We start from the raw sequence: 20985 nt of genomic DNA on the forward strand, positions 1-20985 counted from the left end.
TATGGATATTTCACGACGACATTTTATACAAAGCACGCTATCGATGGGCGCACTAGCCTCTCTTAGTCTGCCAGGTTACTCTCTCGCAGCGCCATCCAATGACTTTCGAGCATTAATATGTGTGTATTTAGCAGGCGGAAACGATGCATTCAACACCATACTGCCATTATCGGAGGCGCACTATCGTCAATATTCCAAAGTCAGAGGGCCACTCTCTGTCGCCAAAGAAGACATACTCCCTATCAATTTGAGTGCTGTCGATAGCTCAAATCACCCAGTGAAGCTCGGCTTACACCCAAAGTTAAATGCGTTAACTTCCGTTTTCGAACAAGGCGATGCCAGCATCGTGCTCAATAGTGGCATTCTCAACCATCCCGTCACCAAACAAGCTATTGAGCAAGGTGAAGCATCACTTCCCGAGCAACTGTTTTCTCATAATTCTCAAACAGACGCTTGGTTACTTGGTGGAATGAGCGAGTCTAAAAATCTTGGTTGGGCTGGTAGAATGTTGGATGTATTAAACTCTGAATCAGAAATAACACCGCTATACAGTGTGCATGGCAACTCGCTTTGGTTACGGGCAATGGAACACCGCCAAACTGTCCTGAAAAAAGATCGCGCAGTTCAGCTTACCGCGATTGATAACCCTCTATACAAGGGGATCTATGATCGCCTTCTCTCTCATCAAACTGACAATCCATTTAATGGTCATTTTAATTTGATGGTTGATGAGTCGATGGTAATGAGCAGTGTACTGAGCGAGCAACTCAACCACATTGCTGACGAGCCGCTGTTTACGTCATCGACGCTCGGCAAGCAGATGCAAACCGTGTACAAATTGATAGCAAGCCAAGATGTCCTGAAGCAGCAACGACAAGTCTTTTTCGTTAAACACTCTGGGTATGACCTGCACGATTCGCAATTGGCACGTCATCCAGTGTTACTTGAGGATCTCGCGACAAACCTTTTAGCAATGTATCGTGCGGTCGAACGGTTAGGGCTAAACAAGCAAGTCACCTCTTTCACTATGTCTGACTTCGGTCGACGGATGATGAGCAACGGAAATGGTACCGATCATGGCTGGGGTGGCCATCAACTATTAATTGGAGGCGCGGTAAATGGGAAACAACCTATCGGTACATGGCCGGAACTAATACTGGGCGGAAACGATGATTACTCTCAAGGCCGACTCATACCCAAAATTGCCGCTGATCAAGTTGGTTCAACACTAGCACAGTGGATGGGCGTGAGTGATAACGCTGCACTGGAATACGTGTTCCCGAACATCCGTAATTTTACTCATTCAAACCTGGGTTTTATGGCTTAAGATATTTTACAGGTTAGCTGTAGAACGCATCATCAAATAAGGGAGCTTCGCGCTCCCTTACTCATCTTATGTTTGCAGAGTGTCCGTTACACCTCGTCTCGACGGCGTTCGTTGCACAGCTTAATTGCGCGCTCAAGTAATTCTAGCGCGGATTGCTCACATTCAGGCAGAACCGCATCACTTTCACCAATTGGCGTTACACGGTCACCCCATTTCAATACTGCCGCACCCCATGTCAAACCTGCACCAAACGCAGCAAGAAGCATATTATCACCTGGGTTAACTCGACCTTGCTCTACCGCTTCACACAATGCAATTGGCACCGTCGCAGCTGAAGTATTGCCATAGTTTTGAATGTTAACAAACGCTTTGTCGTGCGGAATTCCAGACAGGTCACACAAGGTTTGAATAATACGAATATTCGCTTGATGCGGAATCACAACATCGATTTGTTCCGTCGTTAACTGTGATGCTTTCAGTACGGTTTTCGCAGCTAGCCCCATGCCTTTTACTGCACGTTTGAAAATTTCTTGTCCTACAAAGTTGAAATCCCAGTAACCGTTGTCTTCCGCAAAGCGATCCATACAAGTACCAAACTTTGGTACGGACAGAATATCGCGGCCTTTTGCGTCACAACCGATTTGAGACTGTAGTAAACCCGTTTCTTTTTCCGTTCTTGATAACACAACGGCGCCCGCACCATCACCAAATAGAACAGCGGTATCTCGCATTGCCCAATCGATGTAGAAAGACAATCTTTCCGCACCAATAATGATCGCGTTACGATAGTTACCTGATTGAATCAAACGTGTGCCCGTTTCTAGGCCATAGACAAATCCCGTACATGCGGCATTTAAGTCAAAGGCAGCGGCTGCACGAATACCTAGGTTCTGCTGTACCTTAGACGCGATATTTGGAATCAATGAATCTGGTGAACAAGTCGCCACAATGATTAAATCCACGTCTGTTGCATCGACGCCTGCTCGAGCTAATGCATGTTTAGCAGCAACGGTCGCCATGTCTGACGTGTTTACATGACTAATACGGCGGTTTTCGATACCAGTGCGGGTACGAATCCACTCATCGGAAGTATCGAGGAAAGTGCTAAGATCATCGTTAGAGAGCACGGCTGGCGGAACACATTTCCCCCAACCTGTAATTTCAGCGTAGTAATTTGTCATCGCAGACCTATTTATTGTTGTATTTTAATAAAATTTCTTAGAACCTTAGGCTCAAATATAAACCTGCGCTGCGTTATTTCGGCAGGTTAAAAAATAAGTATACAAATAATGAGGCTGACTGGTAAGTCATGTTTTCATCAATACGTAATAAAGGAAGAAGTCATGTCATTGTTTAAAACTCGCTGCCCTTCGTGCGGCGGTCTAAATCGTGTCCCTAATGAGCGCGTTGCCGAATCTGCAACTTGCGGTAAATGTAAAAGTGCACTTTTAGACGGCTCGCCTATCGAAGGTACACAAGATAACTTTTCTGCTCTATTACAAAGTGATATGCCTGTTGTAGTAGATTTTTGGGCCCCATGGTGCAACCCGTGCGTTGGTTTTGCTCCTGTTTTCTCTGATGTTGCTCATGAGCAAGCCGGAACGGCTCGTTTTGTTAAGATTGATACCGAAGCTCAACAACAACTTGCGGCGCAATTTGGTATTCGCAGCATTCCTACCATTATGGTTTTCAAAAATGGTCAACGCGTTGATATGATCAATGGTGCGTTACCTAAAACTCAATTCGATCAATGGTTAAATCAAGCACTTACTAAATAATCTTCCACGCCAACCTCGTTTGTAGGTTGGCGTTTTTATGCAACTTATCAACCTATCTAGTTAACAAATATTATTTGTCGAAACGACTTAAATTTATCATTTTACTTGCCTAACTATTAGCCTCATATTCGCGCCGAATAACCCTTAGATTTCATTTAACTTATAGGCGCAAAACAGTGGAAAACACAGTCGTTCCTGCAGCATCACCACGAGTTACAGTTCCAGTCGTCGCACTGTCTCTTTATGCGGTGGCTTCGGGCTATTTAATGAGCTTGATCCCTCTCATGCTCGGTGAATACAACATCTCAGCAGATTACGCGAGTTGGTTGGCGAGTGTGTTTTATGGCGGCTTATTAACCGGCGCTATTTTTATTGAACGTATCGTACGTCAAGTTGGTCACCGTAACGCGTTTATTGGTTGCTTGGCCGTATTTTCGCTAACTATCGTCACACTACCCGTGTTTGCTAACGGATTGATGTGGCTTGCCGCTCGCTTTATTGCGGGTATCGCGGTTGCTGGTGTTTTTGTCATTGTTGAGTCTTGGCTAATGTCTGGAGACGAAGCATCGCGTGCGAAACGTTTGAGCTTGTACATGCTATCGCTTTATGGTGGTTCAGCATTAGGCCAGTTTGGTATTGGCGTGCTTGGCGTAAGTGGCGGCGTTCCGTTTATTGCGATCACGACGTTGATCCTAATGGCTATGCTGGTGTTAATGTTCATTGATTGTGAGCAGCCAAACAGCCATGAATCAACCGCTTTATCATTTAAGCAAATTGCCAAACTAAACCATGCAGCAATTATTGGTTGTGTTGTTTCAGGTTTGACCTTAGGCGCGATCTACGGATTAATGCCAGTTGAGTTAACTAACCGTAAAATTAGCCATCAAGACATTGGTACATTGATGGCGCTAGTGATTCTAGGTGGCATGCTAGTTCAACCAATGGTGACCGCGTTAAACAAATACATGAGCCGCACAGTGCTAATGGCGTTTTTCTGTATTTTGGGTATTTTTTCGATCGGTATGACCTTTATTTCCTCGTCAGCCGTGGTATTGGCTGCTGCATTGTTCTTTTTAGGTGCAGCTACTTTTGCCTTGTACCCAATAGCAATCAACTTAGGTTGCGAAGGACTTGATGAACGCTTTATTGTCTCTGCGACACAAGTCATGCTGTTTAGCTACAGCATCGGCTCTGTTGCTGGCCCAGTTGTCGCTGATAAATTCATGGGCCAAGAACACGGCTTACTAGGCTACTTGTTTGCCGCTTTGGTTGCGACTGGCGTATACATGCTACTTGCTGCGAGCAAAACCAAGCAGCGTATGGCCGCTGGCCTCTAATCACGCCGCTTCTACTCAACGAAAACGAGGGCATGTCGCCCTCGTTTTTTTATTCTTCGCATTTTTGTTTAGATAAACGCTTGTGACGGTTTGACGCGTTCGCTGCAGGCTTTTCCGGTACCATGCGCTTTTCATGAAGCAAATGACGAACCGCCAAGATGGGATGTTTCAGTAACATTCTGGGGCCAGAGTAACGCATGACCAAACGCATTTGTTCTTTCGGCTCTGGTTTGTAGCAGTGAATCGGACATTTATTACACGTCGGTTTATTCTCTCCATAAGGACAGCGGTCGAGGCGCACTTCTGCGTATTCAAGCAGCTCACGACATTCTGAGCATAAGTCACGTTTTGTTCCATGATGGTCATGACAGTAAACCTCTACCATGGCTTTTACTGTCTTAAATTCAGTGGCGAGTTTGCCAAGTAAAATATCGCTCATGCGCTATCCAAAAATCACAACATCATTGTGTAAAGTTCTAACGTGCGGCCATTATCATATTGCTGCTCAACTCGTTCAAACTCAAAGCCCAGTTTTTTGAGCAAACTTATACTACGAATATTGTCATTGTTGGTGATGGCAACCAAATTATCGAGTTTCATTTCCTCTCTAGCGTATTCCAGCACTGCGGTTGCAGACTCCGTTCCGTAGCCGTAGCCATAAACGGAAGGTAAAAATCCATATCCGAGATCATAGTGTTGTAATGTGTCACGTTTAACCAACCCACAAATCCCGATGGGTTGCCCATCTTCTTTCTTCTCTACAACGAGTAAACTCACGCCTTTAATTTGTTGCATGCGTAGCATGTTTTCTTTTATGTAACGCGCCGCTTCATATTCGGTACGAATTTGTTTGTCTCCGACAAAACGGTAGAAGTCTGGGTGGTTATAAAGTTCTAGTATAAATGGTGCATCATCTACACTCACAAGACGCAGTATCAAACGTTCGGTGTACAGTGTTTTCATTTGGGCTCCATTAAAACGCGATAGATGATCGGACATAGGAACGTACTTGAATTTTGCGACCGATACCGGCGCTTATTTAGTTGTAACTTGATAAAAAAGTAACTATCCTGCCTCGCTAAATTAAAGGACCACCACCATGAACCGCAAGAAGAAAATCAATCAGATCTTGAAAGCGAAGCAGAAGAAGCATAACGCTAAGCTACATAAGAGCAATAAGCCGCGTTATATCTCCAAAGCTGAACGCGCGAAAATGGAAGCTGAAGAACAAAACCAAGCTTCAGAACACACGGAAAACGTTGTAGACACAGCGCAGACAGATCAAGCCTAAAAGAAAAGCCGCTTCAAGCGGCTTTTTTGATATTCGGAGAGAGTTAGCTTTAGTATTCGACACTGTAGTTCAGTGTGAATGTGCGACCTCTTCCTTTGTAGTCGTACGCTGCAGCATCGTAGTGTGCTGCATAAAGAATCTGCGCACGTTGTCCCCAAGCGGTTGTGTAGTCTTCGTCAAATAGGTTTTGAATACCAAAACCTAACTGCCCGATAGGTAGTGTTACGTTACCAAGAAGATCAAACGTAGTGTATCCATCTAGTTTATTGTTTGCGTCATCTTCGTAATCAAACATCGTCTGGCTTTGTAAACGTACTGAATAGCCATCCTGATAGTAAGCCGCCCACGCGTTCGCTTTTGATGTACTTGCTTTACCCGCGCTTAGGTCTTCCCACTTACCGTTGGTTTTAAGCTCAGAAACCACATAGTGACCTGATGCACCTAACAAAATATCACGGTTTACCCAGTAGTTAATGTTTGCTTCGGCACCGTATACACGTTGCTCGTCATCAACATTGGTGATTAGGAGCGTCTTCTTGTCATACTTGATTGAGTTATCCGAAACCGAGTAGTAACCCGCCGCTTGCAGTGCGACAGTATCCGTATCTAATCGGTAACCAATTTCATAGCTGTCCGTTTTGATGCCCGACATTTTTGAGTCAGATACATTAATGCTATTGTTCAACGCGTAGTGACCATTTGCATCCGCGGCATCGTAGCTACCTTGGCCGTAGTACTTTGCAGGATCAGCGAGTTCGAAACCTTGAGAGAAGTTCGCCCAAAGCTGAGATTCATCGTTAAGCTGATAAATGGTGCCCAAATTAAATAAGCTCACAGAGTAGTCAGTGCTGCCACCTGGTACCGCATCCGCTGATACACCATTACCCGATGCGATCTTCTTTTGTATACTATAGGCAACAAAATCATCAATCTTATTGTCCATGTATTGGTAGCGGTAGCCTGCTTGTACTGACCAATCTTGATTGATTTGGTAACCCCCTTGGACAAACATTGCGTAAGACGCCACATCAACATCTGGGTAACGCCCCACTTCGGCATAGGTTCGATTAATTAAGTTCCCAGAGCTGTTCGCAATGGTTGGATCGAACAGAGCCTGGTTACTTTCAAAACGGTCTAAGTACGCATCGACACCATAAACAAGTTTGAATGACTCCCAGCTTTTAGCTAACGCTAAGCGCCCAGCAAAAACTTCTGTTTTTTGTTGAGAGGCACTTTGGTAATAAGGAGTAAAGGTTTGGTCTTCACTACGGTAAGATAACTCGCCTATCAGTTGATGACCGAATACGCTGTCGTGAGCGTAGTTCGCACTTAAGAGAACTCGCTCTGTACCATGTTCACGGTCGGAATCGAACCCCTCTCGTACATCAACAAATTTATTGTTAACAATGTACAAACCGTATGGCGAATCTTGCTGGCTGTCATAGTATTGTGCGACAAGGTTTAACTTGCTGGCATCGGAGATTTGAATCTCGGTCGATCCCATAACATCGAGCGTTGAATTATACTGCAAAGAGCCCTGTGAAATGTCTGGGGTGACAATGTCGCCATTTGCGTCAAATGCACCTTGTGTCTCGGTGTACACAACCGAACCTCTAGCGGTAATTCGCTCATTACCACCCGAGATAGACTGAGCGAGTTTGTAATCAAAGTCATCGCTGCTATTAAAACCTGTAGTGCCACTCACGTAGGATTCAAACGACAAGTCATCCGAGTACGCTTTCTTGGTGATAATGTTAATAACACCACCAGTAGCGCCTGCCCCATAAATGGAGGTTGCACCAGATAGTACTTCAATTCGCTCGATGTTGAATGGGTCTATTGCGTCTAACTGACGACTAATCGGGCGAGAAGACTGTAACGAGACACCATCAATCATTACCAACATTGCTCTACCGCGAAGGTTCTGACCATAGTTAGTTCGACCACCGGTGCCGACGTCTAAAGAAGGGATGGTCGCAGAAAGAATATCACCCAGTGTCTTGCCCGCACGATATTGCTGAGCAATCTCTTCTTGGCCAACAAACCAAACCGTTCCTGGAATATCGGAGATCGATTTCGGCATCACACTGCCTACAACAACCAATTGCTCATCGCTCGGAGTCGATGTTTGTTGAAGATTTTCTGCTGCTATTGAGCTAACTGCGTATCCACTGCTCATCGCAAGTACGATGAGATTGAAAGAAAACGTCCTTTTCATCATTGTATTTATCTTTTTGTTGTCAACAAGAGCATGCAATGATACTTATTCTCACTCTCAAATCGAGCACTGTTACACAAGTTAAATAAATGTTAATTAAGAGCCTTCTTGCTCATAAGCTGTCGATTTTCCTCTAAACGAGGACAATCTGCACAAAGCTTTCTGCCTTCACACTTATAGACTAAACAACAACTTTTTCTTACTAACTTTAGCGGCTGATCAGATTCCGTCTCATGAAGTGAGCGGCTATTATCAACATCCAAACCCATTGCGCTTAGCCACAAGACCGCATGCTCCTGAAGTATCGAGTTAGTCATTTGCGGAAAGCGCTGTTGGAGACGAATTAAACAAGCCATGATTCCGTCCGACATCAATTGATGGGTGAAGCCAGGACGAATGCGTGTCCATTGACTCATCTCTTGTTGATAGAAGTCGAACAGTTCTCGGATTTGACGCCCCGCCTCTTTTATCAACGCTTCTGGCTCGCCATGTATATGCGCTTCGTCGGCGAATCGGTACCCAGAAACAAAACAAGGTTTGAGGTGCTGCGCTATCTCGCGAATGTTTGGCAACGTGTGGTAACCGTAAATAGAGATGAATGCGACATAAACTGGCTGCCAACAAAGTAAATCCCACGTTCTTGTCAACCAATATGCTTTTCCCGCTTCCGGATGAGCCTCCGAGATTTGCTGATAAAGGCCTTGGATGATCGGGTTGATATCATTCTCGATATGGATAGCTTCTTGCCCTATCTCGCCGATATCACCGTGTAGGTAAGGTGTAATCTCACTCGAAGTTTGAAACAGTTGCGGGAAAAATTGCTCAGACATGATGGCTTATTGTTGGTGTAGTCATTCTGACACCTTTATACCCAAGCACCAATCGCAATGCAAACTATTATCCTTTGCGTTTTCATAACAAAGAAGCACTCTTAGGGTTAGTTATGAATGTATTTCCGAGTTCTGTGAAGCTGTAAGGTCTGGTTACGTATGCGATGAATAGCAACAAACTCTTAAACCTCTTCGCATTTAACGCTCACATGATCGTAAAAATACACAGCATAAAAACACCCTGATAAAACTGTGTTAACAGTTTCCCTGTGTAGCGTGAGTTATTGCCAATAATTGAATATTGCTGTTTCTTATCCAGCGGATTGTGAACAACATGAAGTATTTTCTTTCTGAATATCGAGACAATACAAAGAGGTAATTTGGCTATGTAGCCCTCTGTTTTGAATAAGGAAATCCACATGTTGTATCTTGAGTTTCTATTTTTGCTCGTGATGCTGTATATCGGCTCACGTTATGGTGGTATAGGCCTTGGGGTCGTATCCGGAATTGGCTTGGTGATTGAAGTCTTCATCTTTAAGATGCCGCCAACCTCTCCTCCTGTCACCGTTATGCTGATCATTTTAGCGGTGGTAACATGTGCTTCCATTCTTGAAGCCGCTGGCGGTTTGAAATACATGCTGCAAGTTGCCGAGCGTGTGCTTCGTAAGAACCCAAAACGCGTCACCCTTATTGCTCCGTTCGTGACTTACTTTATGACCTTCCTACTTGGTACAGGTCACGCGGTTTACTCTATCATGCCAATCATTGGCGACGTTGCGCTTAAAAATGGCATTCGTCCAGAGCGTCCTATGGCTGCCGCTTCTGTCGCCTCTCAAATCGCAATCACAGCCTCGCCAATTTCAGCAGCAGTGGTTTACTACTTGGCGCAACTCTCCGACATTCAACACGAGATCACTCTGCTCTCAATTCTGCTCGTTACCGTACCTGCAACGCTATTCGGTACGTTGTTGATGTCACTTTACAGCCTAAAGCGTGGTAAAGAGCTAGACGACGATGAAGAATACCAAGAGCGTTTGAAAGATCCTGTGTGGAGAGAAAAAATCCTCAACACAACTGCAACGTCTCTTGATGAAGTACTACCAACAAGTGCTCGTAACTCTGTATTGCTGTTCATTGCTTCTATCTTGGTTATCGTCGTTATCGCGATGTGGCCAGACATTCGTACCATCGTAGATGGCTCGAAGCCAATCAGCATGGCAGTTGTGATTCAAATGATGATGCTCTGCTTCGGCGGTATCATTTTGCTTGCGACCAAAACTGACCCGCGTGACGTACCAAATGGGGTGGTATTTAAATCTGGTATGGTGGCGGCGATTGCTATCTTCGGTATTGCATGGATGTCAGATACCTACTTCCAGTACGCTATGCCTCAATTTAAATCTGGCATCGTTGAGATGGTAACCAACTATCCTTGGACATTCGCGCTTGCGTTATTCATTGTGTCGGTTGTGGTGAACTCTCAAGCTGCAACGGCTCGCATGATGCTGCCTGTTGGTCTCGGCTTAGGTTTGGAACCTGCGCTGCTTATCGGCTTGATGCCAGCGGTATACGGCTACTTCTTTATTCCAAACTACCCTTCAGATATCGCGACTGTGAACTTCGATACCTCGGGCACAACTAAGATTGGTAAGTGGTACTTCAACCACTCATTCATGTCTGTGGGCTTAATCGGCGTGATTGGTGCGTGTTGCTTGGGTTACTTGCTAGGGCAAATGATCATTCCTTCGTAATTAGCCAAATCAACGATAAATTAGAGGCGAGTCATTGTACGTTTCGTACAGCCTGAGTGACTCGCCTTTCTTTATTGCACTATTACTACAGCAAGAAATCGTCATCAATCGCGACAAAATTGTCGGCACAATCAATCAGAGTTTGGGATGTTAGCTTAGGTACACCATAAACGGTCACCGTGTTATTGAAGCGCTGCTGAATTCTCTCTACTAGCAGACTAAAGTCTCCATCTCCCGAAACTAGAATCACTTCCTCAACTTCGGGAGCAATTTCAATTGCATCGAGAGTAATACCCACATCCCAATCGCCTTTCGAGCTACCATCACGACGCTGGATGTAGGGTTTAAGCATCACCTCAAAGCCAACACCCCGAAGAATATGGTGGAACTGACGTTGCTTGGGATCATTGCTCGCAATAGCATAAGCACGAGCACTTACCACCTCTTTCCCTTGTGTGGCGACATACCAAAACTGGTTGTAATCAAAATTGCTTCGATACGCTTCGCGACAGGTGTAATACACATTCTGTACATCAACCAAAATGGCGATTTTTTGTTTGCTTTCCGAACTCATCTATTTCTACGCTCAATTTATTTGCTGCCTACCCTATGCCAGTTTTGGAAAAAGCACAATGAGCCAATTCCACTAAACTTAACGTATAAAAAGTTATTTGGGTTTCTAGGGGAACTGTCATGGGCGGAAAGTTACTAGTGATACTGCTTTCTTGTATCTTGTCATCGACAGCATTTGGTTATCCAGCGCACTCCAAATACTGGCCACATAGAAGTGTGCTCTACTTTGCGCCAGAAAATGATGAATACGTCAAACAATTCTTGCTAGAAACACTTATGAATGAGTGTGAGTTGGAAGACAGAGATGTCGTCACACTGGTCATTACAGAACAAGGTTATACTTTTCCTGCTTGGCTTAAAGAAGAGTTCGACCTAAAAATGCTAGCTCGTCTTTATGCGGTCGAAAAAGGTTCTCATACTGCTATTTTGCTTGGTAAAGATGGTCTAGAAAAGCACCGTTGGGGCGCAGAAACAGACTGGCCGTTTATCAACAACCTCATTGATCAAATGCCTATGCGTAAGCAAGAAATGCAGAGGCAACAAAGCCCCTGTAAAATATAGTCACTTCTGGGCAGTATTACTTTGCGAACCAATCCAATTTGTTGTGCAGCTGTGTAACGCTACCAACCACAATCAATGCTGGGCTCACGGCTTGCTCTGCCATGCTGGATAGCTCGTTCAACTTTCCTTGGAACACGCGCTGCTCTGGGCGCGTACCGTTTTCAATAATGGCGCATGACATATCAGGGGCTAATCCATGCGTGAGCAGCTTATCCATGATGTGTCCGCTTTGCTTCAAACCCATGTAGAACACAAGCGTGTTGTTGGATTGCGCCAGTGAATGCCATTCAATCTCACGACCATCTTTTTGTACGTGACCAGTGATGAATTGAACGCTTTGCGCATGGTCGCGGTGTGTTAATGGAATACCAGCATAAGCCGTTGCACCCGCTGCTGCTGTGATACCCGGAACCACTTCGTATTTGATACCAAATTCCGCTAGTTCTTCTAACTCTTCACCGCCACGGCCAAAGATAAATGAGTCACCGCCCTTAAGACGCACAACACGCTTACCTTCTTGTGCTTTCTGCACCAAGATTTGGTTGATTTGATCTTGAGGCACACAGTGAAAGTCTAATTTTTTACCTACGTAGATCATCTCTGCTGATGCATGAGCCAATTCTAGAATGTCTTTCGACACCAAACGGTCGTATACAACAACTTCAGCCGCTTGAATGGCTTTTAAGCCTTTTACTGTGAGCAAATCAGGATCACCTGGACCTGCACCAACAAGAGAAACAAAGCCGCTGTTTAAAGATGAGTGAGCAGTAGTCATATCAACGCCTATCGAAAAATTTAGATATAAAGAGTAACACTCGCGTTATGCACTTAGGGCTAAAACCACTCTAAGGAGTTATTACTTTTTATAGCTAAATCAATAAAATATGTCGCGAAAGTGAAAGTTAAAAATTGAAATCTAGTTAGAGAATAGTCCCGCCCATCCAGAAGCGGGACCATATTAAGCGAATTACCCGTTAATGGTTATTTAGCCATTGCAGGTTGCGCTTTTACTTCTTCTTCAGCATTGATAGAAGGCGCAGTTTTAGCGTGAGTTAGGTACAGTGGAATACAAGTCATTACTAGACCACCAACAATGTTACCTAGGATGGTTGGGATAAGGTTGAAGTTCAACCAAGTCGCGATACCAAAATCCGCACCTAGAATCATACCTAGTGGGAATAGGAACATGTTTACTACTGTGTGCTCGAATACTAGAGCGAAGAAGATGAAGATTGGGAACCACATCATTGCTACGCGACCAGATACTGAACGTGCTGTCATGTTGCCGATAACGCCTAGACATACCATTAGGTTACAGAAGATGCCGCGTACGAAACACGTGATCCATCCGTCCATACCCATGTTTTCAAAACCAAGGCTACGCGCGGTAGAAACAGCCACAAATTTCTTCGCTACTGCGTTCAGTTCTAGAGAGAAGTTACCTGTTAGAGAGATAGCCACTAGGTAAGCAACGATCAGAGAACCGATAAGGTTACCCAAGCCTACAAGCCCCCAACAACGGAAGATACGACCCCAAGTGATGCCCGGACGGTTAGCAAACTTAGCCAGAGGCGCTAGACCAAAAACACCGGTTACTAGGTCATACCCCATCACACTTAGAATTACGAAACCAACGGGGAAAACAAGTGCTCCTACAAGACCGATACCCGTTTGTACAATCGCGGTAATAGCAACCACCACCGCAAGCGAAAGAATAACGCCAGCCATCGTACCGCGAAGCAGAAGATCTCGCGTGCTTGTATTGGTTTTCGCTTCACCAACATTGATCATGGTTTGCACGAATTCTGCAGGCTTAAAGTCAGTAGACATGAATGTGTCCTTATCCAAAATTGAAAGTTAAAAAGTTAAAGATTGAATAGAGAAAGGCTTCCCGTTGACACCTGAACGCTGTCTACAACACCTCGCTTCCCTGTTCCCCTGAGTTGATGCTTGGAAAGCCTTTGTCTATTAAATCTAGGTTTCAGTTCATTCCCTCCCCCTAAGAGGAGGGAATGAAAACCAAGCTTACGCAGAGATTTCTACTTCGCCGTTGGTTACGCGGGTTTTGTACGCTTTCACGCTAAAACGCTCGTCTTCCATGCACGCACCTGTTGTCAGGTTAAAGCGTTGCTTCTTAAGTGGGCTAGCCACCCAAAGCTCGCCTTGGTGCTCACAGATCAAACCGCGAGAAAGCACGTTTGATTGGAAGAACGGGTCTGTGTTGCTGATCGCCAGCACTTCTTCTGCTTGTGTTGGGCGGAATACCGCAACTTGCTGACCATCAACCAAAGCACAAACACCCGTGCCCGGTACGATGTCGCTGATTTGGCAAATCTTTTCAAATGACATAATCAACCTTCCCTTATGCTTCAGTGATCGCTACGTGTAGGATGTCGCCTTTCGCTTCAGGGTGCTTTTCCGTGAAGGTTGCAGGGCGGTGCTGTTCACGCTCTTGTACAAACACAACGTTGTCATCGCGCTTGTCAGAGTTGATGAAGTGCGCGAAACGAGTCAGTTGTGATTCGTCGTTGATGGTCGCAGTCCACTCACACTCGTACTCGTCTACAAGCTTCGCTACATCAGCTTCTAGTTGAGTGTTGATGCCAAGTTTGTCTTCAACAATCACTTCGCGTAGGTAGTCAACGCCACCTTCCATGTTTTCCATCCAAACTGATGTGCGTTGTAGTGGCGCAGCAGTACGGATGTAGAACATCATGAAGCGGTCGATGTACTTGATTAGCGTTTCTTTATCTAGGTCACTTGCAAGTAGGTCTGCGTGACGAGGTTTCATACCACCGTTACCACATACGTACATGTTCCAACCTGCGTCAGTCGCGATAATACCAAGGTCTTTACCTTGTGCTTCCGCACACTCACGAGTACAGCCAGAAACACCGAACTTCATCTTATGAGGTGTACGAATGCCTTTGTAACGGTTCTCGATGTAAGAACCTAGACCAACAGAGTCTTGAACACCGTAACGACACCAAGTAGAGCCCACACATGTCTTCGCCATACGAAGTGCTTTTGCGTACGCTTGACCTGTTTCGAAACCAGCGTCGATAAGCTTGCGCCAGATCTCTGGAAGATCGTCTTTTTGAGCACCAAACAGACCAATACGTTGAGCACCGGTTACTTTGGTGTATAGGTTGTATTCTGCTGCAACGTTCGCTAGTGCACTCAGTGCTTGAGGTGTTACTTCACCACCCGCCATACGTGGGATAACAGAGTAAGTACCGTCTTTTTGGATGTTACCTAGGAAGTTATCGTTCGTGTCGTGCAGCTTAACCAGTTGTGGCTTAAGGATGTGCTCACCCCAGCAAGAAGCCAAGATAGAACCAGCCAGTGGTTTACAAACTTCACAGCCGTAACCTTTACCGTATTTCTCTAGAAGCTCATCAAACGTTTTGATCTCTTCAATACGGATTAGGTGGAACAGCTCTTGGCGTGAGTATGCAAAGTGCTCACACACGTCGTTCTTCACTTCGATACCAGATTTAGCAAGCTCAGCATTTAGAACAGACGTCACTAGAGGAATACAACCACCACAGCCTGTACCCGCGCCCGTCACGGCTTTGATGTCGCCCAATGTGTGGTGGCCATCAGCAACCGCTTGTGCGATCTTGCTTTTGGTTACGTCGAAACAAGAGCAGATCACTGCACTTTCTGGTAGAGCATCTGCACCTAGTGCTGGTTTCTCAGCGCCTGCGTGTGCAGGAAGGATCAACGCATCTGGGTGTTCTGGTAGGTCGATTTCGTTCAACATAAGTTGAAGCAGGTCGCCGTAGTCAGACGTATCGCCAACCATAACCGCGCCAAGCAGTTTCTTGTTGTCTTTAGAAACGATAAGACGTTTGTAGACTTCTTGTTCTTCGTTCTGGTAAACGTAACTCTTACAACCTTCAGTACGACCGTTCGCGTCACCGATTGAACCTACTTTTACACCTAGAAGTTTCAGCTTCGCAGACATGTCAGCGCCTTCGAATTTGCTTTCTGTGTTACCTAGTAGGTGATCAACGGCAACTGTCGCCATCTTGTAGCCAGGAGCAACAAGGCCGTAGAACATTTCGTTCCAAGACGCACACTCACCAATCGCGTAGATGTTCTCATCAGAAGTCTGACAATGATCGTTGATAGCAACACCGCCACGAGGTGCCACTTCTAGCTCCATTTGGCGTGCTAGTTTGTCTTGTGGACGAATACCTGCAGAGAATACGATGAAGTCTGTTTCTAGTTCTGAACCGTCAGCAAAACGCATAACGTTGCGTGCGTTTGTGCCTTCTGGCGCAATCTCAAGCGTATTTTTGCTGGTGTGAACGTTCACGCCCATACGCTCGATCTTTTGACGAAGCTGGTTACCACCAGCCAGGTCAAGTTGCTCAGCCATTAGTTTTGGCGCGAACTCAACAACGTGCGTTTCTACACCCAGTGCTTTCAGTGCGCCTGCTGCTTCAAGGCCTAGCAGACCACCACCGACAACAACGCCTGATTTGCTCTTCTTCGCACACGCTTCGATCGCTTTAAGATCTTCGATAGTACGGTAAACAAAACAGTCTTTGCTTTCGTGACCTTTGATAGGTGGAACAAATGGGAATGAGCCAGTAGCAAGAATCAGCTTGTCGTATTGAACTTCACGGCCAGTGCTTGAGTAAACAATGCGGTTTTCACGGTTGATGTTAATCGCGCGTTCGCCGATCAGCATGTTAATACCGTGTTTCTCGTAGAAGCCTTCTTTTACTAAAGAAAGTTCATCTGCAGTATGGTGAGAAAAGTAAGAGGAAAGGTGCACACGGTCGTATGCGACACGAGGTTCTTCACAGAAAACCGTAATGTCTATATTAGACATATCAGCTTTCTCGACTAAGTCTTCAATATAACGGTGCCCTACCATACCGTTACCGATGACTACTAGCTTCAACTTGCTCATTATAATTCCTAAGGGTTAGGTTCTTATCACTGAGCTCATTGTTAATTGTGAAAGAAAATTAATACATGATGTAAATCAATTACAATTTCAAACTACCCTAAAGGGGTAGATGAACGTATTTATCTGACTATTGCGAAATAAAAAGTAATTTATTAACGGATATTGGTAGTTTTAACAAACTGAGATAACCGAAGCCATGCTAGCAACGGACTATACCGTTTTGCTTTTATGAAGTTATGCTGACCATCGAAACCGAGCACACCTACGATAAATCCTGCTTTGCTTCTAAACGACGCACTCACTTGACTTCACCGTTTCAAGGTGATCAGAGAACAATATCTGAAGTGATTGAAAGATTTAGAAAAATCAAGCTTCACAACAAAAATTTTTTACTAGCTAAGTCGCACTATAAAGACTAAAATCAGGTTTAGTTCATATGGAATAGCGTCCATATGATTGATACCGTAATTGACATATAGAGTGCCGTCCCATTTTTGTGAGGCGGCCTTTTATTTGGGAGTCATAAAATGTCAGAAAACAATTCTATCTACATCTCAAGCTTAGATATGAACCGAATCACAGCCTTGTTGGATAAAATGCCAAACATCGCAGCGGAGCTTGTGGAATTAGAAGCAGAGCTCGACCGAGCAACAGTTCTTGAGCCAGAACAAATGCCAGATAACGTGGTCACGATGAACTCGACTGTAGAGTTTAAATTTTCAGGTGAAGATAGAACCATGACAAAGACACTGGTTTACCCTTCTGAACTGAAAAGCAGTGATGATATCTCTATTTTTGCGCCCGTAGGCAGCGCACTGATCGGTTTGTCTGTCGGCCAAAAACTTGACTGGCCAATGCCAAATAATCAAGTGAAGACAATTGAAATTGTCGATATCACATACCAACCTGAGCGTTGTGGTGCACTAAACCGCTAACCCTCAGTAGTCCCGGTGCAAAGGCCTCCATTTAAGACTTTGCACCAGGAGAGCCCCTCGCTTACCCCCTATTTCCTTCTTTGTTTTCCAAGCATTTACTTTACTGCTCTTAAGTAACATCACCGATTCTTTATTATTTACCGCATATTCAATATTTATATCTCCAAGCTCAATCATAGAAATTGCAAAGTATTTTTCGTATATTGTCGCTCCGAAAACGACGTAAATTATGCGCAAAATGGAAGAATATCTAACTCGAATTGCCTGCTTAGAAAAAGAAAATGAAGAGCTGAAGCGGAAGAATGCGCGACTACAAGAAAAGTTGAATGCTGCACTCGACAGTAATGGACTGTGTTTGTGGGAGCAGCATATTCCTTCAGGTACTTTGACGATATTCAATATGCAGTGGGGAAAAATGCTAGGTTATCAGCCCCATGAGTTAACCGCGACGGTTGAAACGTGGAAAAACAATCTCCACCCTGAAGATTATGATCTTGCGGTGGGTGCATTTGAAGATCACCTAGCTGGCAAAACCGACCTTTATGAGGTAGTTCATCGCATGATTCATAAAGACGGCAGTGATAGTTGGGTCTACGATCGAGGGCGCATCGTCGAGTATGGTTCTGATGGCGAACCACTGCGCATGATGGGCACTCATATCGATATTACAAAAGAAAAGCGATATGAGCAGCAACTGGCTAAGTTAGCTTCGAGTGATCCATTGACCGGACTGTTAAATAGAAAAGCAATTGAGGAAAACTTTAATCATCAACCTCAAACCAAGCCGTCTCAGCAGTCTGCCTTAGTGTTTGTTGATATAGATAATTTTAAAGCAGTTAACGACCATCTAGGTCATCATACTGGTGATACTCTCCTCATTAATATAGCCAATAGCTTAACAGAGCTTGCGCCAAGCAAGTCTCAAGTCGGACGCATAGGAGGAGATGAGTTTGTCGTTTTAAGCTCTTATTCAAATCAAGAAGAAATATCTCAACTTTGTGATCGACTCTTAAGTTCCATCATTCCTGTGATAAATCAGGACTTAAATAAAGTAACGATTGGAATGAGCATCGGTGTTTGTCTATTTGATAAAGGAAAACAACAGTTTAATGAAGTTTATCAAAAAGCCGATCATGCAATGTATGAGATAAAGAAAAATGGCAAAAATGGCGTTGCCTATATCCAGATATAATAAGTCTCTTGTTTTTTGAAATTAATATTTCTTTAATTTGACAATTTTCTCTATGGAATTGATAGCGTCTTATTTTTAATAAGTAATTTATATATAAAGCAAAAGAAATAACAAACAATTAAGAGTGTTGCATACTACACGGTGTAATATTACTACTGTCTTTGTAACTACTTTTGTTGCATACAATATTGTCTCTTATTATTTTTATAAAAACCACCAGTAAAAATTAGTTAAACATTATAATTCATGGACTTATAAAAACCGAAATGCATGGTTGAATTTTAACCACCCCTTCTGATAATATCTCGCCTCGTGTTTAAAAGTAATAAACACACACAAATATAAAACAAACTTTATAAAACATAATGCACATTTGATAATTACTGGTTCTATTTGGGTAGAGCTCGTTATTTATTTTATTTAAAACATTATGAATTTGTAATTTCATTTAATATCAAAATATTAAGTAGGTATATAAATTGAAGAAGGTCATCCTCCCTCAATTGGGTTTTGTTGCGTCAAATTTACGCTTGCTAGCTCTTGGCTTTGTAACCCTCGTGTCAGCATATTCTTTTTCATCAGAGGCTTATGTTGAGCAAGTGGCTAGTGGTGAACAAAAAACATTAGTTGTACTCGTCAATTTCCAAGAAAACCCTCAAGAGATCCCGATCTCTAAAGAAGACGCCCATCAAGTTGTTTTTAATACCGTTAGCGACTTCTATTCGCAAATGTCCCAGGGGCAACTTTGGCTAACTGGTGATGTTGCTGGAACATTCACCTTGCCGATATCAAACCAAATTTGCGATGATGATGCTGTAGCTGCGGAAGCCAACAAAATGGCTGAAACTGCGGGATATCAACTATCAAACTATGACCGTTTTATCTACTTAACAACCAAAACTGGATGTGCATCAGAAGGCTCTGGTAGTCAAGGAGTAACTCCCTCTAGAGCGTCAATAAATGCGGTTTTCGAGCCTCGAGTTATCGCCCATGAATTAGGACATAATTTTGGATTGCATCACGCTTCCGCACTCGACTGTAAAGACGGTACGTTGGCTGGTGATTGCCGTGTCATAGAGTACGGTGATAGCTACGATACAATGGGTAACTACGATATGGGTTACTTTAGCGCCTTCCAGTTGGAAAACTTAGGGTGGCAGACCTCCCCTGCTCAAATCATTTCTAGTGATGGTGTTTACTCTATTGATGCCTATGAAGACTTTGAAAGTACTTCATCAAAAGTTTTAAAAATCCCAAGAGGTACCGATCCAATTACAGGCCAGCGCCAATGGTTTTACGTTGAATATCGACAAGCTCTTGGCTACGACAGCTTTTTACGTGACCGTTCGTACATCGTATACCGCCAAGATGTGACAGAAGGTGTGGTTGTGCGCCTAGCGACAGACGGTGATCTTAAAAGTAGCCGCTTGCTACACATGAAGCCTGACTCCACTTTCAAACAATTATTTGGGAGTAATGACTGGGAAGACCCCGCTCTTCCAATCGGTGGAACGTTCACCGATCCAAAAACAGGCGTGTCGATTACTTTGGAAAGTGCTAATGGTCAAAACGCACAGGTCAGTGTCATATTTGGTGGTGAATCAGGGCAATGCGTTGCGACATCGCCTCTACTCTCTCTAACCCCACTTTCAGGTTCTGATGCTAATGCCGGAGAAACATTAGCGTATAATCTTAAAGTGACGAACCAGAACAATACAGAATGTGCAGACGCGACCTATACAACAGCTTTAAGCGTTCCTGACGGATGGAATTATGACGCAAGAGCCTTGACGGTTCCTTCCGGCATGAGTGCAGAAACGACGGTCATGGTTACGTCAAACAGCGATGCTCAACCGAACTCTTACAGCATAGCCGTTGACGTTATAGATGCTGAAAATGAACAATCAGCCAAAACCGAGCTACCTTACACAGTGTTATCTGAGTCAACGTCACCACTTGAAGCGGTGAATGATAGCGTAACGATCAGTGATAAATCCGTCGTTCGCATCCAACAGTTAAATAATGACTCATTTGAACAATCGACTTCTCTTGCAATTACGGTCGCTAAGCCAAACAAAGGCAGCGCCCGTGTACTGAGCGATGGCTCCATTGAATACATACCTTCGAAGAAGTTTAAGAATAATGATTCATTCACTTATACGATCAGTGACGGTCAATCTTCTTCAACCGCGACGATTAGCATCACCTTACAATCGAGTTCTGGTGGGAATGGTGGTGGAAACGGTAAAGGGAAACCGAACTAAA

Annotated in this window: 19 protein-coding genes; 9 read left to right on the forward strand and 10 right to left on the reverse strand. The window is 44.2% G+C overall.

Features of this window, described 5'->3' with window-relative positions; all coding sequences use genetic code 11:
* Position 1 precedes the first annotated feature (1 nt).
* Complete coding sequence (locus R7Q09_RS14435; protein ID WP_053349916.1) at positions 2-1327, forward strand: DUF1501 domain-containing protein; 1326 nt, start codon at positions 2-4, stop codon at positions 1325-1327.
* An 86-nt stretch (positions 1328-1413) separates the two neighbouring features.
* Here R7Q09_RS14435 and R7Q09_RS14440 read toward each other — a convergent pair whose 3' ends face one another.
* The gene (locus tag R7Q09_RS14440; RefSeq protein ID WP_005387993.1) at positions 1414-2508 is read right to left on the reverse strand and encodes a ketoacyl-ACP synthase III; all 1095 of its coding nucleotides are present in this window, start codon (positions 2506-2508) and stop codon (positions 1414-1416) included.
* Positions 2509-2670: 162 nt separating this feature from the next.
* Between R7Q09_RS14440 and trxC the strand changes: the two genes are divergently transcribed.
* Both trxC and R7Q09_RS14450 read left to right on the forward strand, forming a co-directional pair.
* Positions 2671-3105, forward strand: coding sequence for a thioredoxin TrxC (trxC, locus tag R7Q09_RS14445; RefSeq protein ID WP_239945321.1), 435 nt, complete (start codon positions 2671-2673; stop codon positions 3103-3105).
* A gap of 176 nt (positions 3106-3281) precedes the next feature.
* Positions 3282-4442, forward strand: coding sequence for an MFS transporter (locus R7Q09_RS14450; RefSeq protein WP_151515542.1), 1161 nt, complete (start codon positions 3282-3284; stop codon positions 4440-4442).
* A gap of 49 nt (positions 4443-4491) precedes the next feature.
* On the opposite strand, the gene R7Q09_RS14455 is transcribed toward R7Q09_RS14450, so the two are convergent.
* A complete protein-coding gene (locus R7Q09_RS14455; protein ID WP_005387988.1) occupies positions 4492-4881 on the reverse strand; it encodes a nitrous oxide-stimulated promoter family protein in 390 nt (129 codons plus the stop codon).
* A gap of 14 nt (positions 4882-4895) precedes the next feature.
* On the reverse strand, positions 4896-5405 hold the full coding sequence (locus R7Q09_RS14460) for a GNAT family N-acetyltransferase (RefSeq protein ID WP_154204417.1): 510 nt from the start codon (positions 5403-5405) through the stop codon (positions 4896-4898).
* A 136-nt stretch (positions 5406-5541) separates the two neighbouring features.
* Here R7Q09_RS14460 and R7Q09_RS14465 point away from each other — a divergent pair, with 136 nt between their 5' ends.
* Positions 5542-5733 carry a DUF2986 domain-containing protein gene (locus tag R7Q09_RS14465; RefSeq protein WP_005376066.1) on the forward strand — a complete coding sequence of 64 codons (192 nt, stop codon included), beginning with the start codon at positions 5542-5544 and terminating at the stop codon, positions 5731-5733.
* A gap of 49 nt (positions 5734-5782) precedes the next feature.
* Here R7Q09_RS14465 and R7Q09_RS14470 read toward each other — a convergent pair whose 3' ends face one another.
* Positions 5783-7954, reverse strand: a complete 2172-nt coding sequence (locus R7Q09_RS14470) for a TonB-dependent receptor (RefSeq protein ID WP_154204418.1) — start codon at positions 7952-7954, stop codon at positions 5783-5785.
* A gap of 89 nt (positions 7955-8043) precedes the next feature.
* Positions 8044-8781: a siderophore ferric iron reductase gene (locus tag R7Q09_RS14475; RefSeq protein WP_154204419.1), complete on the reverse strand. Its 738-nt coding sequence runs from the start codon at positions 8779-8781 to the stop codon at positions 8044-8046.
* A gap of 419 nt (positions 8782-9200) precedes the next feature.
* Between R7Q09_RS14475 and R7Q09_RS14480 the strand changes: the two genes are divergently transcribed.
* Positions 9201-10532: an anaerobic C4-dicarboxylate transporter gene (locus R7Q09_RS14480; RefSeq protein WP_005376060.1), complete on the forward strand. Its 1332-nt coding sequence runs from the start codon at positions 9201-9203 to the stop codon at positions 10530-10532.
* An 85-nt stretch (positions 10533-10617) separates the two neighbouring features.
* Here the strand turns inward: R7Q09_RS14480 and R7Q09_RS14485 are convergent, their stop codons facing one another.
* Positions 10618-11106, reverse strand: coding sequence for an NYN domain-containing protein (locus R7Q09_RS14485; protein ID WP_005376059.1), 489 nt, complete (start codon positions 11104-11106; stop codon positions 10618-10620).
* Between the two features lie 119 nt (positions 11107-11225).
* Here R7Q09_RS14485 and R7Q09_RS14490 point away from each other — a divergent pair, with 119 nt between their 5' ends.
* Positions 11226-11666 carry a DUF4174 domain-containing protein gene (locus R7Q09_RS14490; RefSeq protein ID WP_017820187.1) on the forward strand — a complete coding sequence of 147 codons (441 nt, stop codon included), beginning with the start codon at positions 11226-11228 and terminating at the stop codon, positions 11664-11666.
* Between the two features lie 16 nt (positions 11667-11682).
* On the opposite strand, the gene cobA is transcribed toward R7Q09_RS14490, so the two are convergent.
* From cobA to nirB, 4 genes are all read right to left on the reverse strand, one after another.
* Positions 11683-12441 carry a uroporphyrinogen-III C-methyltransferase gene (gene cobA / locus R7Q09_RS14495; RefSeq protein WP_318070877.1) on the reverse strand — a complete coding sequence of 253 codons (759 nt, stop codon included), beginning with the start codon at positions 12439-12441 and terminating at the stop codon, positions 11683-11685.
* A 206-nt stretch (positions 12442-12647) separates the two neighbouring features.
* Complete coding sequence (locus tag R7Q09_RS14500) at positions 12648-13496, reverse strand: formate/nitrite transporter family protein (RefSeq protein WP_005387971.1); 849 nt, start codon at positions 13494-13496, stop codon at positions 12648-12650.
* A gap of 195 nt (positions 13497-13691) precedes the next feature.
* The gene (nirD, locus tag R7Q09_RS14505) at positions 13692-14015 is read right to left on the reverse strand and encodes a nitrite reductase small subunit NirD (protein WP_005387969.1); all 324 of its coding nucleotides are present in this window, start codon (positions 14013-14015) and stop codon (positions 13692-13694) included.
* 13 nt (positions 14016-14028) lie between these two features.
* Positions 14029-16593, reverse strand: coding sequence for a nitrite reductase large subunit NirB (gene nirB / locus R7Q09_RS14510; RefSeq protein ID WP_318070878.1), 2565 nt, complete (start codon positions 16591-16593; stop codon positions 14029-14031).
* 527 nt (positions 16594-17120) lie between these two features.
* Between nirB and rnk the strand changes: the two genes are divergently transcribed.
* The 3 genes from rnk to R7Q09_RS14525 all read left to right on the forward strand — a co-directional run bounded on the left by rnk (position 17121) and on the right by R7Q09_RS14525 (position 20984).
* Positions 17121-17528 (forward strand): nucleoside diphosphate kinase regulator, encoded by a 408-nt coding sequence (rnk, locus tag R7Q09_RS14515; protein WP_005390213.1) that lies wholly within the window; start codon positions 17121-17123, stop codon positions 17526-17528.
* 238 nt (positions 17529-17766) lie between these two features.
* Positions 17767-18720, forward strand: coding sequence for a sensor domain-containing diguanylate cyclase (locus R7Q09_RS14520; protein WP_318070882.1), 954 nt, complete (start codon positions 17767-17769; stop codon positions 18718-18720).
* A 479-nt stretch (positions 18721-19199) separates the two neighbouring features.
* On the forward strand, positions 19200-20984 hold the full coding sequence (locus tag R7Q09_RS14525; RefSeq protein WP_167416013.1) for an Ig-like domain-containing protein: 1785 nt from the start codon (positions 19200-19202) through the stop codon (positions 20982-20984).
* Position 20985: the final 1 nt, after the last annotated feature.

Source organism: Vibrio sp. 2130-1 (assembly GCF_033339515.1).